This window comes from Pragia fontium DSM 5563 = ATCC 49100, assembly GCF_900112475.1.
GTDB classification, from domain to species: Bacteria; Pseudomonadota; Gammaproteobacteria; order Enterobacterales; family Enterobacteriaceae; genus Pragia; species Pragia fontium.
On the sequence record NZ_FOLW01000001.1, the window covers coordinates 65,177 to 81,022 of the forward strand.

Annotated in this window: 19 protein-coding genes; 4 read left to right on the forward strand and 15 right to left on the reverse strand. The window is 44.3% G+C overall.

The window, feature by feature from the left end; genetic code table 11:
* Positions 1 to 2: 2 nt before the first annotated feature.
* The 12 genes from BMZ28_RS00320 to BMZ28_RS00375 form a co-directional block, all read right to left on the reverse strand.
* Positions 3 to 323: a phage baseplate plug family protein gene (locus tag BMZ28_RS00320; protein ID WP_074819995.1), complete on the reverse strand. Its 321-nt coding sequence runs from the start codon at positions 321 to 323 to the stop codon at positions 3 to 5.
* 41 nt (positions 324 to 364) lie between these two features.
* Complete coding sequence (locus BMZ28_RS00325) at positions 365 to 1,033, reverse strand: phage baseplate protein (RefSeq protein ID WP_074819997.1); 669 nt, start codon at positions 1,031 to 1,033, stop codon at positions 365 to 367.
* The gene (locus tag BMZ28_RS00330; RefSeq protein ID WP_074819999.1) at positions 1,033 to 2,817 is read right to left on the reverse strand and encodes a phage tail family protein; all 1,785 of its coding nucleotides are present in this window, start codon (positions 2,815 to 2,817) and stop codon (positions 1,033 to 1,035) included. The genes BMZ28_RS00325 and BMZ28_RS00330 overlap by 1 nt, the downstream gene beginning before the upstream one ends.
* Before the next feature lie 193 nt (positions 2,818 to 3,010).
* Positions 3,011 to 3,427: a phage tail assembly chaperone gene (locus tag BMZ28_RS00335; protein ID WP_083399604.1), complete on the reverse strand. Its 417-nt coding sequence runs from the start codon at positions 3,425 to 3,427 to the stop codon at positions 3,011 to 3,013.
* Positions 3,428 to 3,540: 113 nt separating this feature from the next.
* Complete coding sequence (locus BMZ28_RS00340) at positions 3,541 to 3,978, reverse strand: phage structural protein (RefSeq protein WP_074820003.1); 438 nt, start codon at positions 3,976 to 3,978, stop codon at positions 3,541 to 3,543.
* 17 nt (positions 3,979 to 3,995) lie between these two features.
* The gene (locus tag BMZ28_RS00345) at positions 3,996 to 5,078 is read right to left on the reverse strand and encodes a DUF3383 family protein (RefSeq protein ID WP_074820005.1); all 1,083 of its coding nucleotides are present in this window, start codon (positions 5,076 to 5,078) and stop codon (positions 3,996 to 3,998) included.
* A 4-nt stretch (positions 5,079 to 5,082) separates the two neighbouring features.
* On the reverse strand, positions 5,083 to 5,580 hold the full coding sequence (locus BMZ28_RS00350) for a phage neck terminator protein (RefSeq protein ID WP_074820007.1): 498 nt from the start codon (positions 5,578 to 5,580) through the stop codon (positions 5,083 to 5,085).
* A 361-nt stretch (positions 5,581 to 5,941) separates the two neighbouring features.
* On the reverse strand, positions 5,942 to 6,220 hold the full coding sequence (gene lysC / locus BMZ28_RS00355) for an Rz1-like lysis system protein LysC (RefSeq protein ID WP_428480387.1): 279 nt from the start codon (positions 6,218 to 6,220) through the stop codon (positions 5,942 to 5,944).
* Complete coding sequence (locus BMZ28_RS00360) at positions 6,126 to 6,527, reverse strand: hypothetical protein (protein ID WP_047780216.1); 402 nt, start codon at positions 6,525 to 6,527, stop codon at positions 6,126 to 6,128. The genes lysC and BMZ28_RS00360 overlap by 95 nt, the downstream gene beginning before the upstream one ends.
* The gene (locus tag BMZ28_RS00365) at positions 6,524 to 6,949 is read right to left on the reverse strand and encodes a lysozyme (RefSeq protein ID WP_047780215.1); all 426 of its coding nucleotides are present in this window, start codon (positions 6,947 to 6,949) and stop codon (positions 6,524 to 6,526) included. The genes BMZ28_RS00360 and BMZ28_RS00365 overlap by 4 nt, the downstream gene beginning before the upstream one ends.
* Positions 6,939 to 7,256, reverse strand: coding sequence for a phage holin family protein (locus BMZ28_RS00370; RefSeq protein WP_047780214.1), 318 nt, complete (start codon positions 7,254 to 7,256; stop codon positions 6,939 to 6,941). The genes BMZ28_RS00365 and BMZ28_RS00370 overlap by 11 nt, the downstream gene beginning before the upstream one ends.
* 451 nt (positions 7,257 to 7,707) lie before the next feature.
* Positions 7,708 to 8,067 carry an antiterminator Q family protein gene (locus BMZ28_RS00375; RefSeq protein WP_047780213.1) on the reverse strand — a complete coding sequence of 120 codons (360 nt, stop codon included), beginning with the start codon at positions 8,065 to 8,067 and terminating at the stop codon, positions 7,708 to 7,710.
* Positions 8,068 to 8,206: 139 nt separating this feature from the next.
* Here BMZ28_RS00375 and BMZ28_RS00380 point away from each other — a divergent pair, with 139 nt between their 5' ends.
* From BMZ28_RS00380 to emrB, 4 genes are all read left to right on the forward strand, one after another.
* Complete coding sequence (locus BMZ28_RS00380; RefSeq protein WP_047780212.1) at positions 8,207 to 8,923, forward strand: XRE family transcriptional regulator; 717 nt, start codon at positions 8,207 to 8,209, stop codon at positions 8,921 to 8,923.
* A 282-nt stretch (positions 8,924 to 9,205) separates the two neighbouring features.
* Positions 9,206 to 9,712, forward strand: coding sequence for a transcriptional repressor MprA (gene mprA, locus BMZ28_RS00385; RefSeq protein ID WP_047780211.1), 507 nt, complete (start codon positions 9,206 to 9,208; stop codon positions 9,710 to 9,712).
* A gap of 178 nt (positions 9,713 to 9,890) precedes the next feature.
* Complete coding sequence (gene emrA / locus BMZ28_RS00390; RefSeq protein WP_047780210.1) at positions 9,891 to 11,057, forward strand: multidrug efflux MFS transporter periplasmic adaptor subunit EmrA; 1,167 nt, start codon at positions 9,891 to 9,893, stop codon at positions 11,055 to 11,057.
* Between the two features lie 7 nt (positions 11,058 to 11,064).
* On the forward strand, positions 11,065 to 12,615 hold the full coding sequence (gene emrB / locus BMZ28_RS00395; protein WP_047780209.1) for a multidrug efflux MFS transporter permease subunit EmrB: 1,551 nt from the start codon (positions 11,065 to 11,067) through the stop codon (positions 12,613 to 12,615).
* Positions 12,616 to 12,840: 225 nt separating this feature from the next.
* Here emrB and BMZ28_RS00400 read toward each other — a convergent pair whose 3' ends face one another.
* From BMZ28_RS00400 to garL, 3 genes are all read right to left on the reverse strand, one after another.
* Positions 12,841 to 13,980 carry a glycerate kinase gene (locus BMZ28_RS00400; RefSeq protein WP_074820011.1) on the reverse strand — a complete coding sequence of 380 codons (1,140 nt, stop codon included), beginning with the start codon at positions 13,978 to 13,980 and terminating at the stop codon, positions 12,841 to 12,843.
* An 89-nt stretch (positions 13,981 to 14,069) separates the two neighbouring features.
* Positions 14,070 to 14,954, reverse strand: coding sequence for a 2-hydroxy-3-oxopropionate reductase (garR, locus tag BMZ28_RS00405; protein WP_074820014.1), 885 nt, complete (start codon positions 14,952 to 14,954; stop codon positions 14,070 to 14,072).
* Positions 14,955 to 15,052: 98 nt separating this feature from the next.
* Entirely contained in the window at positions 15,053 to 15,820 is a 768-nt protein-coding gene (gene garL, locus BMZ28_RS00410; protein WP_047780206.1) for a 2-dehydro-3-deoxyglucarate aldolase, read from the reverse strand.
* Positions 15,821 to 15,846: the final 26 nt, after the last annotated feature.

The window sequence follows — 15,846 nt, forward strand, 5'->3', positions numbered from 1 at the left end:
AATTAATATTTTGTGCGATAAAGCAATAAATGGTCATTGCCTAGCGAGTAAAAATCAGGACGTTCTTTCCCGCTATAATTATCCATAAAAATGAAATCGCCTTCTGGTGAAGATAATTGATACCGCTTAAGAAGAAAGGTATCTTTAACCATCTTAATCCCATCAATAATAGACTCGCCATTACGTTCGCTTAATGAAAAATACCAATATTGCCCGTATTCATTCCATGTTACTCTTAGTGTTAACGGTTTTTTATCCAGAGTAATATCCATTTGTTGATCGGCAATACCCGCATCCAGCGGTATTTTTAATACAGTTGCCATATAATTACCTATTAAACCTTACAATAGAAAATAGCTATTTTCTAAGTATTCACCTCTACCGACACATTCGTTTCAACCGTTGTCTCTTTATTTTCAATATGGGTAACTGTTTCGTCATTTGCGGTTGACGGGTGTATTGGCCCTTTATTATTTTTTGGAGACGACTTACGTGATGTCGCCGGAGAATCAGCCTGTTTAGGATTAATTCCAGCTTCTTCTGCATCAACAATGAGCGTAGATACTCGACGAATATGGGTAAAGGTCGCAGAAAACTCAATGGAATCCCCTTCCCCTGCTTTACGCGGAATGGATAATCGGGTTAGCACCATATCGGGGTAATTGCGGTATTTGGTATACACCATCACCGGTTGGCGATTTTCTAACAGCATCCTTAATTGATCGAACGCTTTTTGTATATTCGATTCTTTATTGAATAAATCAGACAGCGTTTCCAGAAAACGGCCACGCCAGCGTTCAATAGAAGAATTGCTGATGATCCCCGAGATTTCAAGCGAGTCCGGTTTTAGCTGTACATGGTCTGTAATAACCGCCCCAGTTTCCACTGGATTGGTTGTCACATCCGCCGTCCATGTATGGCTTTCACTGGTAACGACATCAAACTCCATGTTTGAATAGGCATTTTGAAACCGCACAACACCAGATGACTTATCATTTAAAAGTTTTGTTAATATCCCCCAAACACTACTCATTACATACCCCCATTAATCGTTGCAGTTAACTGTTTTTCGCCTTGCTTAGTGCCATCCAAAGCGGCCTGACGAATATCATTAATCTGCTGTTCAGGAGTTCCCGGTAATATATTGATTTGAAACTGAGGATTACTGTTAATCATGTAATTCATTGCATTAGCAGCACTGGCTGCCGCAGCCATTCCTGGGGTAACGGTTTGTGGATAAACATCAGAGTTATCCTTACCTGGGCCTTCTCCACTCCCTGGTGTTCCTTCATTCTCTTTTGATGCCTGATACTTTTTATAAGCATGGTAGCCTAATCGAATAGCGCCCTCAGCAGCCAGACTTGCCCAACCAATCGGTGTCGCCATCCGACCAACGCGTAAACCGACAGAAGCCACCCTACCCAACGTTCGGAGTACCTTCGGATTACTCAGCAGGCTTTTTCCTGCAGTAAACGTTGTTTTCATGGCTGACTTAATGCCACCAGGAACTTTACTCATCAGGCTTTTGCCAATGTTTAGCATTGGGCCAGCCATCTTAGTAAATAAGCTCCCACCTCTCTTAAGAATATCGCTACCTAAGCCAGAAGCTCTTCCAGCCAATGATTTAGCTGTGTTTTTACCTTTTGAGAGTAAATCTTTTCCTTTGGAAACCGCAGGTTTGAGAAAATTGCCCAATCGTCCAAATAACTGCTTTCCAACGTTAGCAACTGACTTAACTCTGTTTTTCCCTGAAGAGAGTAAATCTTTTCCTTTTGAAACCGCAGGCTTAATAAAATTGCCTAACCGGCTAAATAACTGTTTTCCAACGTTACCAACTGACTTAACTCTGTTTTTCCCTGAAGAGAGTAAGTCTTTTCCTTTTGAAACTGCGGGCTTAATAAAATTGCTTAACCGGCCAAATAGCTGTTTTCCAACGTTGGCAACTGATTTAACCCTATTTTTCCCTGAAGAAAGTAAATTCCTCGCCTTCTCCTTGCCTGAAGAAAGCAAATTTTTTGCCTTTTCTCGCCCAGAAGTAAACAGGTTTTTAGCTTTATCCTTCCCGGCTAAAAAAAGCGTTTTTACCTTATTACCACCAGAGGAAAGAAAATTCTTGGCTTTAGTGTATCCGCCTCTAATACCAGAGCCGACCTTACTCTTAACACTGCTCGCAATCTGTTTGACACCAGAAAAAAGACGCTTGGCTTGTCGAGTAATAGATCCGGCAGCTGACTTAAGAGCCTTACCAACAGCGCTACCAACCCCCTTGGCAAAAGAACCTATTCGAGAAAATACCTTTGAAAATGCTCCCCCCATTAACCTGAAGATTCTCTTCAGTTTACGAAACCCGCCTAATATATCGAGTATAGTGAGAAGGTCGGCAGCCAATTCAGTAAAAAACTTGATGGTGTCCCAGATATCTTTTTTATCACCACCACGCTCTCCATCATTTGGGCAAGAAGATTTCTCATTAGATTGAGAGGGCGCAACGTTTATCTTAATTGAAATATCATTTTTTATTCGTTCAGTAATATTCGAAATAAAAAAGAATTTTTTTACCGCTTGATTGATACTGGGAGCATTACGCGTTAATACCGCTGACGATACTTTACTTAATCCACTCAATAGATTGTTAACATTATTAGATATATGCCTAATATTTTTTTCAGCAATACTCTGATTAATATTAACCTGTACCCCTATTTTTTTAACCGTGTCTTCTATTTTTTCATTAACTTTATTAAGTGGTGGTAACGATGCTCTTAATCCATCTAATGAATTGGCTACTTGCATAGCCCCAATATTCTGATTACTCATGTTTGGTTCTCCAACTGCGCTTGTAACTGCATCGTTTCGCGCATATCCAACAGTGCATTGAGCTTTAATAAATCATCAGTATCGACTTCACCTTGTTTCACTTCTTGTAAAGTCACCAGGCGCGCCATAATTGGGCGCCAAATCCAAAGCTCCTGTTGTAGATCTTCTCTCAACGTTCCTGCACTATCGCTGGCTACTCGCTGGCCGCTTGCTCTATATCTTGATAACCAAAGTGGGTACTGGCGCGCTCGATAAAAGGGGCAAAATTCATCTTTAACACCTCCCAAACCAGAAGATAAAAATCGAGCAATGTATCAACGTTAAAGCACATATTCATATCAGTGATAGATGCGACTTTTCTTTTATCTTCAATAGAATAAACGGCTGAAGCCGCAAGAATTGGGAAAATCACTTTTTCATGTGCTTCTTCATCCAGCCCAGAAAAAAGCTCAAATAAATTAACATCATTCGCATTATCAGCCTGAGCAAATGCAGTTAATGCAGGTGCCGCTATATTTTTAATTTTCAATAAGAAACGACCAGCATCAAATGCATTCATCTTCTTTGCTGTATATTCTCTGTTGCCAATAATAAAAGTTTCAACTTGCATATCTATTCCTTATAAAAAGGGAAGCCGAAGCTTCCCGAATATGTCTGACTATTCAGCTAAAAAATAAAATTAATTTAACTTTGCGATAGTTTTTGATTAACTAATGAATAAAATTAGTTGCCGCCAACATAAATTTTTAAATCAGCACACTCAAATGCCCATAGGCGGTCGGAAACATCTTTACCAAAAGAGACATCAGGTACCGCTTTCAACCATGCGTGACCAGCGGAGCATAATGTGCGGCCATTTCCATCAGTCACACTGATCGGCAACACCGGAGAACCATCTTCATTAAAGTTGTCCACATAAAACAAATCTGAAAGTTCATCGTTAACTTTGCTGGTTTGCAATAATTTAATTTCGATCGAACCAGACTTATTCGCATTACGTACACGCGCCACACCACCATCAATACCGACTTTTGAAGTGTATAGACCTTCAGCACGTTTTACCGTAATTGCATCACCGTCACTAAAACCAGAAATAAGAACCGGGCCAACAGTAACAAAAACCTGATCGCCTTTATAAGTACCCGTTAATTCAGCAGCCATAATGATATTTTTCCTTATTATTGTAATTCATACGACAGATTGCCGTTGATATTGGTTAAGTGAATCGCACCGGCTAAACGGGCGGAGAAGGATAAATTCAAAATACGATCGGCTTTATCCTGGAAAGAGACATCAACACTACGTGGATAAGTCACCACAAAGCCCTTAACGTTGTTACCTTCAGCATCGATTTCATCCGGCGCAATACCTCCTACGCGCTGGCCTTCAATCAGGCAGCCGGTCAGGTTATTCACGATCAGAGCAATACCACCGTCGGTATAAGGAACTTTATTACGATTGATCATCATCGTACTCAGGCTGGTCTGAATAGCATCAGCTAACCAGTCGCGGAAGCGGATAACGTCAACCCATTCACCGCTAACTACTTTGCCTGGCGTGGTCAGATAAATTTGCGGAGCAAAACGTTCGAAGGTATTCCCGCCTTTCTTCAGAATGGTTTGCTGCTCAGTAGCACTCCAGTCAGAGGCTTGTACACCAGAAAGTTGTTTCAGTGCCCAGGTTTCACCACCCGGAGCAATGGTAAAGCAGCGTCCCATCCAAGCCATTTCCAGATACTGTTCTGCCGCATGTTTATCAACAATAACGGCGGTACGCAGGTAATTTTTCGCCGCCAGTTGAGACAGAGTATCTTCTTTGCTGCTGGCATCAGTTACCGCTGCTTCTGCGCAGGAAGTGAAGAACATTTTAGTTTGAGTTTCAGCCCACTCAGCCGCCGCCATTTGCAGTGCAGCCGTTCGTTCAGTCAAGGCAAAACCGTACCAGTTGGCATCTTCAGCCTGAATCGCCGTTAGCTGAGCAGCCAGCGTAGTAGCAACAACTTTACCTTCTGTATCAGCTTCCAGACGACCCACCTTACACATTTGCGGACGTGGAGTCTGACTAAATACCGCGCTCAGCGCTTTCAGCACATCGGCTGGCAGGCCATCTTCTTGAGCTGCGTTATAGTCAAAATAAACGCGAACGCGCTCGGTAAACGTTGTTAGCGGAGCAATAATCATTGGCACGCCAAACACGCCGCGCGGTACACTGGTAGTGCTTAATGCAATATTTACGTTCACAATCTGATTCAGAGAACCCATTGTTTTACCTCGTTAAGTTAAAAATAGTTTTGCTACCATCAGAGGTAGCCTGAACATTATCAATGACGCTTACAGCGTCTTTAATAATCACGGAATAGTGGATAAAAAAGCTCAGATAGGTTTCTGAATTCGGTGTCCATTGGGCATCCTCTTTCATTTCTGTTTTTAATTGAGCGCTTCCCTCTATTCCAATTTGTGCCAGTTGAAACTTCTCCGACACAGATACTTTTCGCAGCCCATCGTTGATTTTGCTTAATTGCTCAACTACATCACCGCCGTAATAGTGAATAGCAATTTCAGCCCGACGCTGGCCACGAACGATCAAATAACCGTCATCACTGACGTTTCGATCAACTTCATCACTCATCCCCAGCGCAGTACAGGAAACCGTACTTAACTCGGCATAAGGTTCCTGCGGTACCGTTTCCCCTTTGATAATCAGGTTGGAGTCCAGCAGGGGTTGCAGCAGACTTTTCAGCTGCTGTTCAATGATTGTTGCCATAAAAACCTCAAAATAGCGGTTCAATGAATATGAGAAACAAAAAAGCCCCGCAAAGCGGGGCTTAAATAGGGAAATAGATAAACGAATCGTCAATTAACAACTTTTAGTGCTCAAGAACTCAGCTGTGATTGATCATCATTAAACACTATTAATCCATAACTAACGCCCACAAACCACAAACCACAAACCACAAAGTAGTGAGCATCAAATAAAATCAATAAACCAGATAGTTAGCCAATAAAACGCAAAAGGCCCGCATTCAAATGCAGGCCTTTTGTTATGCTTTGTTTGGATACAATCTTGTGACTTTATGGGAGTTACTATACCTGATAATCAGATAAAAACAACCCCTTTTAGTTGTTTATTTAACTTTTAATTGTTTTTCTTTATTCTTGTTGTTATTTGGCGATAAAATTTCGTTATCAAACGAAGTATAAGACTCAACCACCTTCCTCACCCCCTCTAATTGCCCATTACACCGTTCAATCACCGCCAGCAGTTCAGCGACATATCCAGGATAATCACCGTAATAGCGGACCTGATAGTCAGGTGCCTGGCACGGGCGGAACAGCATTTTTGGCACCGGCAGCGGTGGCGTTGACCTCGGCGACTCGTTCGCGCAGCCGCTGAGTGACAGCATCAGGAACGGGCTCAGCAACGCAAGGACTCGCCAGTTGGCTTTGAGCCAATGCTCGCTGCAACGCCACAGTGCGTTTTTCGCTCTCTTGTTTTTGCTCTGCAACATCATCCATTACCTCCTGGATTTGCCTATACTGGGCCCTGATCTTGGCTGAATAAGCCCGTTCCTCTGCTAACGCCACCACTGCCTGTTGCTTCTCATTTCTTAACTGGCTCAGTTGATTACCAAGCCAGCGGGCATAAAGCAGCAGCAAAACGATGCATACACCGGTTAAAGCGGTAGTCATCATTCGTGCAGAAAATGTCATGATTCAAACATCCGTTTTTCTAAACGGCGACGCCGTTCTAAACCGGCAAACCGTTTACCGTTGGCATAAACCCAGCGACCAAACTCATCGGCAGCACCGTTGTAATCCCGCTGATTTAATTTGCGTAACAACGTCGAAGTACTTAACGCTCGAGCGCCACAGTTAAAAGCAAAAGAAACCAGTGCATCGAACTGCCCTTGGGTTAGTGGAACCTTAACAATCCGTAACACATCCTGTTCAACGCGTACCAAATCCGCTTTAAGATAACGTTCCGCCTGCATGGCACTAATTTGATCGTTTGGCTTAACCCCAGAGGTATGGCCATAGCCAATCGTCCAAACTTTTGCCGGACAGAGATAAGCTTTTAACTGGCAAGATTCGAAGGATTTAATGTGCTCTACGCCACTTTGGCTAGTTATCATCACGTCCTCCATCTATACGCTTCAAAAAACGCTTTTCCAGAATCTTAATAAATTCAGCACCGGACCATCCCGCCAAGCCAGCAATACCGCCAGCAAGTTCTGCTGCCCAGTGATAATAGCTGGCAGCCAGTAGCACTAACGCTCCGGCAAAAATGGCCACCGTCGCCTGCAATAGCAGAATCGACCAGCGAAACTCTTCACCGTTCAGGATGCGGTAAGCGTAACTGGCGATGGCGCCCAGTAATGTCATGACCAATACCAGGATATAGCTCAGAGAAAGGTAGTTTTGAGGTTCTTTCATCGGCATGTATATTTTCCAATTAAGTTATACAAGAGAAATAAAAAAGCCCCGCAAAGCGGGGCTAAAGTGACACATTGATACGTAATTCTATTGCTAAATAATGATATTCCTGGGTTTAACAACTTTAATCAGAAAGTACCCGGTCTACCGTCGGTAGCAATAACATCATTCTCCCTTTAGTCTCTCCTGAAAATGGAGAGCTACGTATCAAATAAAGTCACAAAACCAGAGCGTTAGAGCTAAAAAACAAAAAGCCCGCATTCATCATGCAGGCTTTTTATCTAATGGCTTGTCTGGATACAACTTTGCGACTTTATACTGCTTACTATACCTGATAATCAGATTAATTCAACACCTTTTTGGTGTTTTTACAACTTTATTTATCACGTTGTATTTAAACAAAACATGCCGCACAAAGGCGGCATGGAGAGGCAAAAAAACAAAAAATCATTTTGGACTAAACAGCAACTTCCTCACCAGATCGAACAAAAATCTGCCCGGCAATAAACGCTTCTGCCACTCTTAAAATACCCGCAACATAACTCTGAGCCTTCCCCAACTGCTTAGCTAGTTTAGATTGGCTAATCCGGTAAACATAGTGTGCAATCACTAGCTTATAAGCCAATTGGTCAAAATGCCGCAGCCCCGCAACCGCAGAATCAACGACCATTCCTTGGTTATCATCAGTACGCAAAAATGATGAACTACTATCCGGTAACACCGCCTGAAAAGTGACATTAACTTTTGAATATTCGGTACCGACATTACAGCGCGCCCAGTTACCCCACATCTCTAAAGTTGTCTTAATATTATTCATTTATCCCCCCGGACAATAACAACAAATGGTTGTGGTAGTATAGTAGTTGAAAATTAATGGTTGATCAACACATATTAGTTGTTATAGTGGTGATATCTTTAGTTGTCATTTATATACCTTATACATCAAGAGAATCACTATGCAGACGTTAGCAGAACGCGTCGCTAAGCGACGTGAACAATTAGGCTTAAGTCAGAAAACGCTGGCTGAAAAAATCAACGTCAGCCAGCAATCGATCAATAAAATTGAATCAGGACAGACCCGCTCACCACGTAATCTGGATAAACTGGCCGAGGCATTAGATGTTAGCCCTCAGTGGCTATTATTCGGTGATGAGCCCTCAGTGGTTAAGCAGGTCGATGTCTATGATAGTGAAATTAAAGCCAGTAGCCTGCGGGTAGAAGAATGGGAATCGATGAATCATGATAAAGATGAATTTGTTGAAGTCACCGTTCTCAACGTTGAAGCAGCCTGCGGTGATGGCGCGATGCCAGATAATGAACATGAAGTTTATGCACTGCCCTTTCGCCGCTATACGCTACGCCGGATGGGGGTCAATGCGCGTAACGCTCGGGTAGTGAGAGTCATTGGCAATAGCATGGCGCCAATGCTGCGCAGTGGCGATGTGGTGGGAATAGATACGGCCAACAACTCAACGATTATTGACGGCGATCTATATGCCATTCGTGATGGTAATCTTATCCGGGTAAAACAACTCATTCCCCGTCCTGATGGTGGCGTGATTATAAAAAGCTTTAATAGTACCGATTACCCTGATGAGCATCTAACTCGGGAAGAGATTGAACAACGCATTCATATTATTGGGCGCGTATTCTGGTCATCCACTCTTTGGTAAGCCAATCAGCCTAAATCTAATATTAAATGCCTGTACAGACCACATTTCTGGCAGGCTACATTCTCGCTAGCCCCTTCCCTGCACCCTGCATGACTATTGACTTACTCATAATGAGTTACCTTGATAGTTATTATCATGATGAAAAAATATTGTTAAAACCTAGTTAAATACAGTTAATTGATAAGAATAAATAAATAATTTCTCACATTAAATCTCAAAATATTTACTTATAGGTATTATCAACGCTATCATTACCCCATGCTAATAAGGAGATGCTAGCACATGGAAAGTTCATTTTCGCCTACCGAAAGTATTTTAAACCAATATTCATCAATACAAGATGAGTTTCCTTACCAGGAAATTCAATTAACACGTTTGAGTATGCACACTCATAGCAAACTCTTAGAATTTCGTAATAAGAATTTTAAGGCTCAGGGTATTAATGAAACGCTTTTTATGGCGTTAATTATATTAAACGTACAAAAAAACAAATCTATTCAACCATCTGAGTTAAGTTTAGCCTTAGGCTCATCCAGAACCAATGCAACGCGCATTGCAGACGATCTGGAGAAAAAAGGTTGGATCGTACGTAAAGAAAGCGGTAAAGATCGCCGTTGCTTGCATTTGTTTCTTACACCAGCCGGTGAAGAATTTCTCAGTGGTCTTTTTCCTCAGCAACACGCTAATCTACTAAAGATTTGGTCAGTATTTACTGAAGAAGAGCGCCAACAGTTAGAAATGCTAAACCGCAAATTACTCACCCGTCTGGAAGACATCGATCCCGCCTAAATGTCGCGCTGTAATTTAGCTATATATGCGATACCATTGCATACCGCTAAATTACAGCAGTTTATCTCTGCACAATTTCATAAAATACCCATACACTATAACGCTGAATTTCAGATCAGCTAAATGGTCTGTTTCCCCCATTTAGACACAACTTAATTTGATTTGAAGGTGAAACCGAATGTCCGCGGAAAACATGTCCCCGCAACCAAAAAGTAAAAAGCAAACACGCAAAATGGCTCTCACAATAGCCGCTGTGCTATTCATTCTGCTCGGAACCGGCTATGCCATTTATTGGTTTGTTGCCCTTCGTCATCATCAAACCACGGATGATGCTTATGTTGCCGGTAACCAAATTCAAATTATGGCGCAGATCTCCGGTAACGTAACGACGATTCACGTCGATAATACTGACTTGGTTAAGCAGGGAGAGGTATTGCTAACGCTGGATCCAACTGATGCCCAGCAGGCCTTTGAAAGAGCTAAAACCTCATTAGCCAATAGCGTACGCCAAACTCATCAGTTGATTATTAATAATCGTCAGCTACAGGCTAATATCGAACTGAAAAAAACCGCGCTCAGTCAGGCTCAAGCTGACTTAACCCGCCGCGAAGCACTCGGTAAAGCAGCAGTTATTGGTAAAGAAGAGTTACAGCATGCCCGCGATGCGGCAGCCAGTGCCAAAGCTGAACTTGAAGTTGCGTTACAGCAATACAATTCAAACAACGCGCTGGTGCTAAATACACCCGTTGAACAGCATCCATCGGTTTTACACGCATCCTCACAATTGCGTGATGCTTGGCTAACCTTACAACGTACTAAGGTTGTGGCGCCTATTACTGGCTATATTTCCCGGCGTAGTGTGCAGGTTGGCTCACAAATCGCAGTGGGTACTCCTCTTATGGTGATTGTACCTGCCGATCAAATTTGGGTTGATGCTAACTTTAAAGAAACCCAGTTGGCTAACATGAGAATAGGTCAGCCGGTTACCATTATCAGCGACTTCTACGGTGATGATGTGGAATTTAATGGTACCGTCGCCGGCTTGGATATGGGAACCGGCAGCGCGTTTTCCTTGTTACCCGCTCAGAATGCAACTGGTAACTGGATTAAAGTGGTTCAACGTCTTCCAGTGCGTATCGAACTGGATCCGCAACAGGTTGCCCAACATCCTCTGCGTATCGGCTTATCCATGGATGTCACGGTGAATACTTCCGACAAAAATGGTCTGGTTCTGGCTGAAAAACCTCGGCAAGGGGTCGCTTATCAAACCGATGCGCTAACTTATGATCTGACGCCGGTTAATCATTTAATTGCCGATATTATTCAGGCTAACTCCGGTAACTGATGCTGAAATGACTGCACCATTAAAACCCCTTGAGGGCGCGAAATTAGGCTGGATTACGCTGGCGCTGGCTTTAGCAACGTTTATGCAAATTCTGGACTCCACTATTGCAAACGTAGCGATACCAACTATTTCCGGCGATCTAGGCTCATCGCTGTCTCAAGGTACCTGGGTTATCACCTCTTTTGGGGTGGCAAATGCGATCTCGATTCCATTAACAGGTTGGTTAGCTAAGCGCGTGGGCGAAGTCCGCCTGTTTATGATATCCACCACGCTGTTTGTCATCGCATCATGGCTATGCGGTATGTCACATAGTTTGGAGATGCTGATATTTTCCCGCGTTATTCAGGGATTGGTTGCCGGTCCTATTATGCCGCTCTCCCAAAGCCTGTTGTTGAACAACTACCCGCCCTTAAAACGAAGTATGGCACTGGCTCTGTGGTCAATGACGGTAACCGTTGCGCCAATTTTCGGTCCGATTCTGGGGGGCTGGATCAGCGATAACTATCACTGGGGCTGGATTTTCTATATTAACGTTCCAGTGGGTATTGCGGTTGTTGTTATTACTTGGGCCATTCTCAAAGATCGTGAAACTGAAACAGAAATCCGGCCTATTGATACCATTGGCCTGGTGCTGCTGGTGGTTGGTATCGGCTGCTTCCAAATGCTGTTGGACAGAGGGAAAGAGCTCGACTGGTTCCACTCCACCGAGATTATTGTGCTCTCGGTTGTTGCAGTAATTGCTATCACCTTCCTGATTATCTGGGAGTTAACCGACGATAACCCGATTATCGATTTATCGCTGTTTAAATCACGCAACTTTACCATTGGTTGTTTGTGTATCAGCCTGGCCTTTATGCTGTATATCGGGTCAATTGTCTTGCAACCTCAGCTCTTACAAGTGGTATTTAACTATACCGCTACTTGGGCAGGGCTAGCAGCGGCACCAATAGGCTTTATTCCACTGTTGTTGGCACCAGTTATCGGTAAATATGGTCCTAAAATTGACTTACGCCGTCTGGTTACCTTTAGCTTTGTAGTTTATGCCGTCTGTTTTTACTGGCGCGCCTACACTTTTGAACCGGCGATGGATTTCTCTGCCGTGGCTTGGCCGCAATTTATTCAGGGCTTCGCCGTGGCCTGCTTCTTTATGCCGCTAACCACCATCACACTATCCGACGTGGAACCCTCTAAAATTGCTGCGGCTTCCAGCCTATCAAACTTTTTGAGAACGCTGGCTGGTTCGGTAGGAACCTCAATTACCACCACCTCATGGTCACAGCGTGAAGCGTTACACCATACTCGGCTTACTGAGGCTATTAATCCTTATAATCCGCTGACGCAACAAACCTATGATTCAATGGGTAAAATGGGCATGTCGCAAGAACAAATATCGGCGTATCTCAATAACCAAATCACCAATCAAGGACTGATTATGTCGGCCAATGAATTCTTCTGGATATGCGGTGGGATTTTTCTGGTTCTGGTTATGCTGGTGTGGTTCGCTAAACCACCATTTATTATCGGCGGCGGCGCACACCATAGCGGTGGTGAACATTAGTTATACGTTGATTAATATGAGCTAACTGTAACTTATCCGGCTGTAAAAATTAGTGCGAATATCAATATGATGCTCAGTTAGAATGCTTAATTGGAAGGAAAGAATGGCGTAAGGGTCGTAGCAGCTTTAGCTGCCGGAGTGCCCGTAGCCATTCCAGGCACGATACACTCCGTCGCTAAGTACTTAGGGGGTTAAGGTTTTATCATTAACTGGAATATCTAAGCGCTATTTATCTAATCCTAGTTTATACACCATTGCGATATTTCGGGCGGTCATTCTTACGTTATCCGCCGCCTGCATTAGCGCATCATCCAAAGAACATATCTTATATAACACGCTGAACACCGCATCTAAGCCATGTTGATAGACGATATCGACATCGCTGCTTAGGCTTCCGGCAATAGCAATCACTGGTTTATGATAAGCTTTCGCCACCCGCGCTACACCGATAGGGACTTTGCCATTCACCGTTTGGCTATCAATCCGCCCTTCACCAGTGATGACTAAATCGGCATCTTTTACTACTGCATCCAGCCCGACTGCTTCAGTCACAATATCAATACCTGGCCGCAAATCAGCCCCGCAGAAAGCCAATAATGCGGCTCCCATTCCGCCGGCAGCACCTGAACCGGGAACGTCATTTACATCCAGTCCCAAATCGCGTTTGATAATACTGGCATAATGCAACAGATTGGCATCCAACTGTTCAATCATCTCCGGCGTGGCGCCTTTCTGTGGACCAAAAATGGCTGAAGCACCATGCTCACCGGTGAGCGGATTCGTTACGTCGCAAGCGACTTCAAATCGACATTCTTTAATCCGCTTATCCATTGTGCTGATATCAATGCGCCGCAGCTTCGATAGCGCTCCACCACCAAAGCCTATTGACTGACCATTTTCATCCAGCAGTTTGGCACCCAACGCCTGTACCATCCCTGCGCCACCATCATTCGTTGCGCTGCCACCGATGCCAATAATGCAATGTTTTACCCCCCGATTAAGGGCTTCGACAATCAACTCCCCTGTGCCGTAGGATGTCGTCGTCATCGGATTACGTTTATTGACGGGTACTCGCTCTAAGCCACTGGCAGCAGCCATTTCAATAATGGCGTAACGTTCATCACCAGATAACCCCAAAAAAGCCGAACCTTGCTCACCTAATGGATCGGTCACATCGAGCGTAATCATTTTTCCTGATGTAGCGGCTACCATCGCTTCTACTGTCCCCTCTCCCCCATCTGCTACAGGCAACTTGACGTATTCAGCATCAGGGAAAACTTCACGGAATCCTGCTTCAATCTGAACGGCAACATCCAGTGCACTAAGACTTTCTTTGTAGGAATCCGGTGCGATGACTATTTTCATAACCTATCCATATAAAAGATTATTAAATGACCAACGATAAAACGTTATGTCTGCCCGCCGTTCACCATAGGGACGGCGGGATGCTGCAATTAACGGCTCACTTCAACTTTAGCTAACTTCTCGTAGTAACGGGCTAATGCACAGTGATCCAAGGTGCCCATATCGTCAGCTTTTAGCGCCTGCATCATCTCCATCACGGCGGCGGTTAACGGGAGCTGAGCGCCCACGCCGTGCGAGGTATCCAATGCGTTAGCCAAATCTTTAATATGCAAATCGATACGAAAACCCGGCTTGAAGTTACGATCCATCACCATTGGCGCTTTAGCATCCAAAACGGTACTGCCAGCCAGTCCACCGCGAATTGCCTGATAAACCAGATCCGGATTAACCCCAGCTTTAGTCGCTAATACCAGCGCTTCTGACATAGCGGCAATATTCAGCGCGACAATTACCTGATTAGCCAACTTGGTCACGTTACCTGCGCCAATATCTCCGGTATGCACCACAGAACCCGCCATCGCTTTCATGATGTCAAAATGACTATCGAATATGGCCTTGTCGCCCCCCACCATCACCGATAATGTACCGTCAATCGCTTTAGGTTCACCGCCGCTAACCGGCGCATCCAGCATGTTTACACCTTTTTCTACCAGCGCCGCGGAAATTTCCCGGCTGGCCAGAGGAGCAATAGAACTCATATCGATCACAACGGCACCTTTTTTGGCCCCCTCGATAACGCCGTTCTCTCCCAAAACGACCTCTTTTACCTGCGGGGAATTAGGCAACATCGTGATAATCACATCACTAAGCTCCGCAACTGCTTTCGGCGTTGCCGCTGATGTCGCACCAGCAGCGACAATTTCTGCTACTGCATCAGTATTACGATCCATCACCACCAGAGAATAGCCTGCTTTCAGCAGATTTTTACTCATGGGCTTGCCCATAATCCCCAAACCAATAAATCCAATTTTCATGACACATTCCTCATTGTCTGTATACCAGCCCACTATCATAAGTAGGAGAAAAAATTATTAGCGCACTGCCCAATTAATGGATTAATCCGCTTTATCAATTACTTATATTTGTCACACAGCGCCTGAGTTGCACCGCGAAAAATGCCTAAATCACTACCGACGGCAACAAAGGTTGCGCCCCATTCCAGATAGCGACGAGCATCTGCTTCAACCGGGGCCAAAATACCGCATGCTTTACCATGGGCTTTAGCCCGCTCAAAAATATGGCGAATCACTTGCTGAACTTCCGGATGACCAGCCTGACCTAAATATCCCAACGCAGCAGACAGGTCGCTCGGCCCAACAAATATCCCATCAACACCGTCAACGGCAGCGATGGCATCCAGATTATCTACGCCTTTCTGGCTTTCGATCTGCACCATTACGCTGATACTGTCGTTAATTTTGCTGAAATAATCAGCAACGGTGCCGTAGCCATTACTACGGTGAGAAACCGATACTCCGCGAATACCCTGCGGGGGATAACGTGTAGACGCAACGGCCTGTAATGCCTCTTCCTCTGACTCCACAAACGGGATCAGCAGGTTATAAAATCCGATATCCAACAAACGCTTAATGGTCACCGGGTCATTGGACTGAGGGCGCACGACAGCCGCACTCTCGCTACCTTTTAACGCCATCAGCTGTGGAATAAAGGTGTTTACGTCATTCGGTGCATGTTCACCATCGAGCAATAGCCAGTCAAAACCGGCATACCCTAACACTTCGGTGGTAATTGGGCTGGCCAAAGCAGCCCAGCAACCAATCAACCTTTTACCATCACGAAGATCCTGACGAAACTGGTTAGGAATATTGTATTTAGACATCATGAATCCTTGTATTTTTACCGCAT

Coding starts and splice junctions, on each gene's coding strand:
- BMZ28_RS00365 (WP_047780215.1), bottom strand. CDS start 6,949: ATGATAACTAGCCAAAGTGGCGTAGAGCACATTAAATCCTTCGAATCT.
- BMZ28_RS00380 (WP_047780212.1), top strand. CDS start 8,207: ATGCAGACGTTAGCAGAACGCGTCGCTAAGCGACGTGAACAATTAGGC.
- garL (WP_047780206.1), bottom strand. CDS start 15,820: ATGTCTAAATACAATATTCCTAACCAGTTTCGTCAGGATCTTCGTGAT.
- BMZ28_RS00345 (WP_074820005.1), bottom strand. CDS start 5,078: ATGGGTTCTCTGAATCAGATTGTGAACGTAAATATTGCATTAAGCACT.
- BMZ28_RS00335 (WP_083399604.1), bottom strand. CDS start 3,427: ATGCAAGTTGAAACTTTTATTATTGGCAACAGAGAATATACAGCAAAG.
- BMZ28_RS00400 (WP_074820011.1), bottom strand. CDS start 13,980: ATGAAAATAGTCATCGCACCGGATTCCTACAAAGAAAGTCTTAGTGCA.
- BMZ28_RS00375 (WP_047780213.1), bottom strand. CDS start 8,067: ATGAATAATATTAAGACAACTTTAGAGATGTGGGGTAACTGGGCGCGC.
- garR (WP_074820014.1), bottom strand. CDS start 14,954: ATGAAAATTGGATTTATTGGTTTGGGGATTATGGGCAAGCCCATGAGT.
- emrA (WP_047780210.1), top strand. CDS start 9,891: ATGTCCGCGGAAAACATGTCCCCGCAACCAAAAAGTAAAAAGCAAACA.
- BMZ28_RS00360 (WP_047780216.1), bottom strand. CDS start 6,527: ATGACATTTTCTGCACGAATGATGACTACCGCTTTAACCGGTGTATGC.
- BMZ28_RS00320 (WP_074819995.1), bottom strand. CDS start 323: ATGGCAACTGTATTAAAAATACCGCTGGATGCGGGTATTGCCGATCAA.
- emrB (WP_047780209.1), top strand. CDS start 11,065: ATGACTGCACCATTAAAACCCCTTGAGGGCGCGAAATTAGGCTGGATT.
- BMZ28_RS00340 (WP_074820003.1), bottom strand. CDS start 3,978: ATGGCTGCTGAATTAACGGGTACTTATAAAGGCGATCAGGTTTTTGTT.
- BMZ28_RS00370 (WP_047780214.1), bottom strand. CDS start 7,256: ATGCCGATGAAAGAACCTCAAAACTACCTTTCTCTGAGCTATATCCTG.
- BMZ28_RS00330 (WP_074819999.1), bottom strand. CDS start 2,817: ATGAGTAATCAGAATATTGGGGCTATGCAAGTAGCCAATTCATTAGAT.
- BMZ28_RS00350 (WP_074820007.1), bottom strand. CDS start 5,580: ATGGCAACAATCATTGAACAGCAGCTGAAAAGTCTGCTGCAACCCCTG.
- BMZ28_RS00325 (WP_074819997.1), bottom strand. CDS start 1,033: ATGAGTAGTGTTTGGGGGATATTAACAAAACTTTTAAATGATAAGTCA.
- lysC (WP_428480387.1), bottom strand. CDS start 6,220: ATGCTGTCACTCAGCGGCTGCGCGAACGAGTCGCCGAGGTCAACGCCA.
- mprA (WP_047780211.1), top strand. CDS start 9,206: ATGGAAAGTTCATTTTCGCCTACCGAAAGTATTTTAAACCAATATTCA.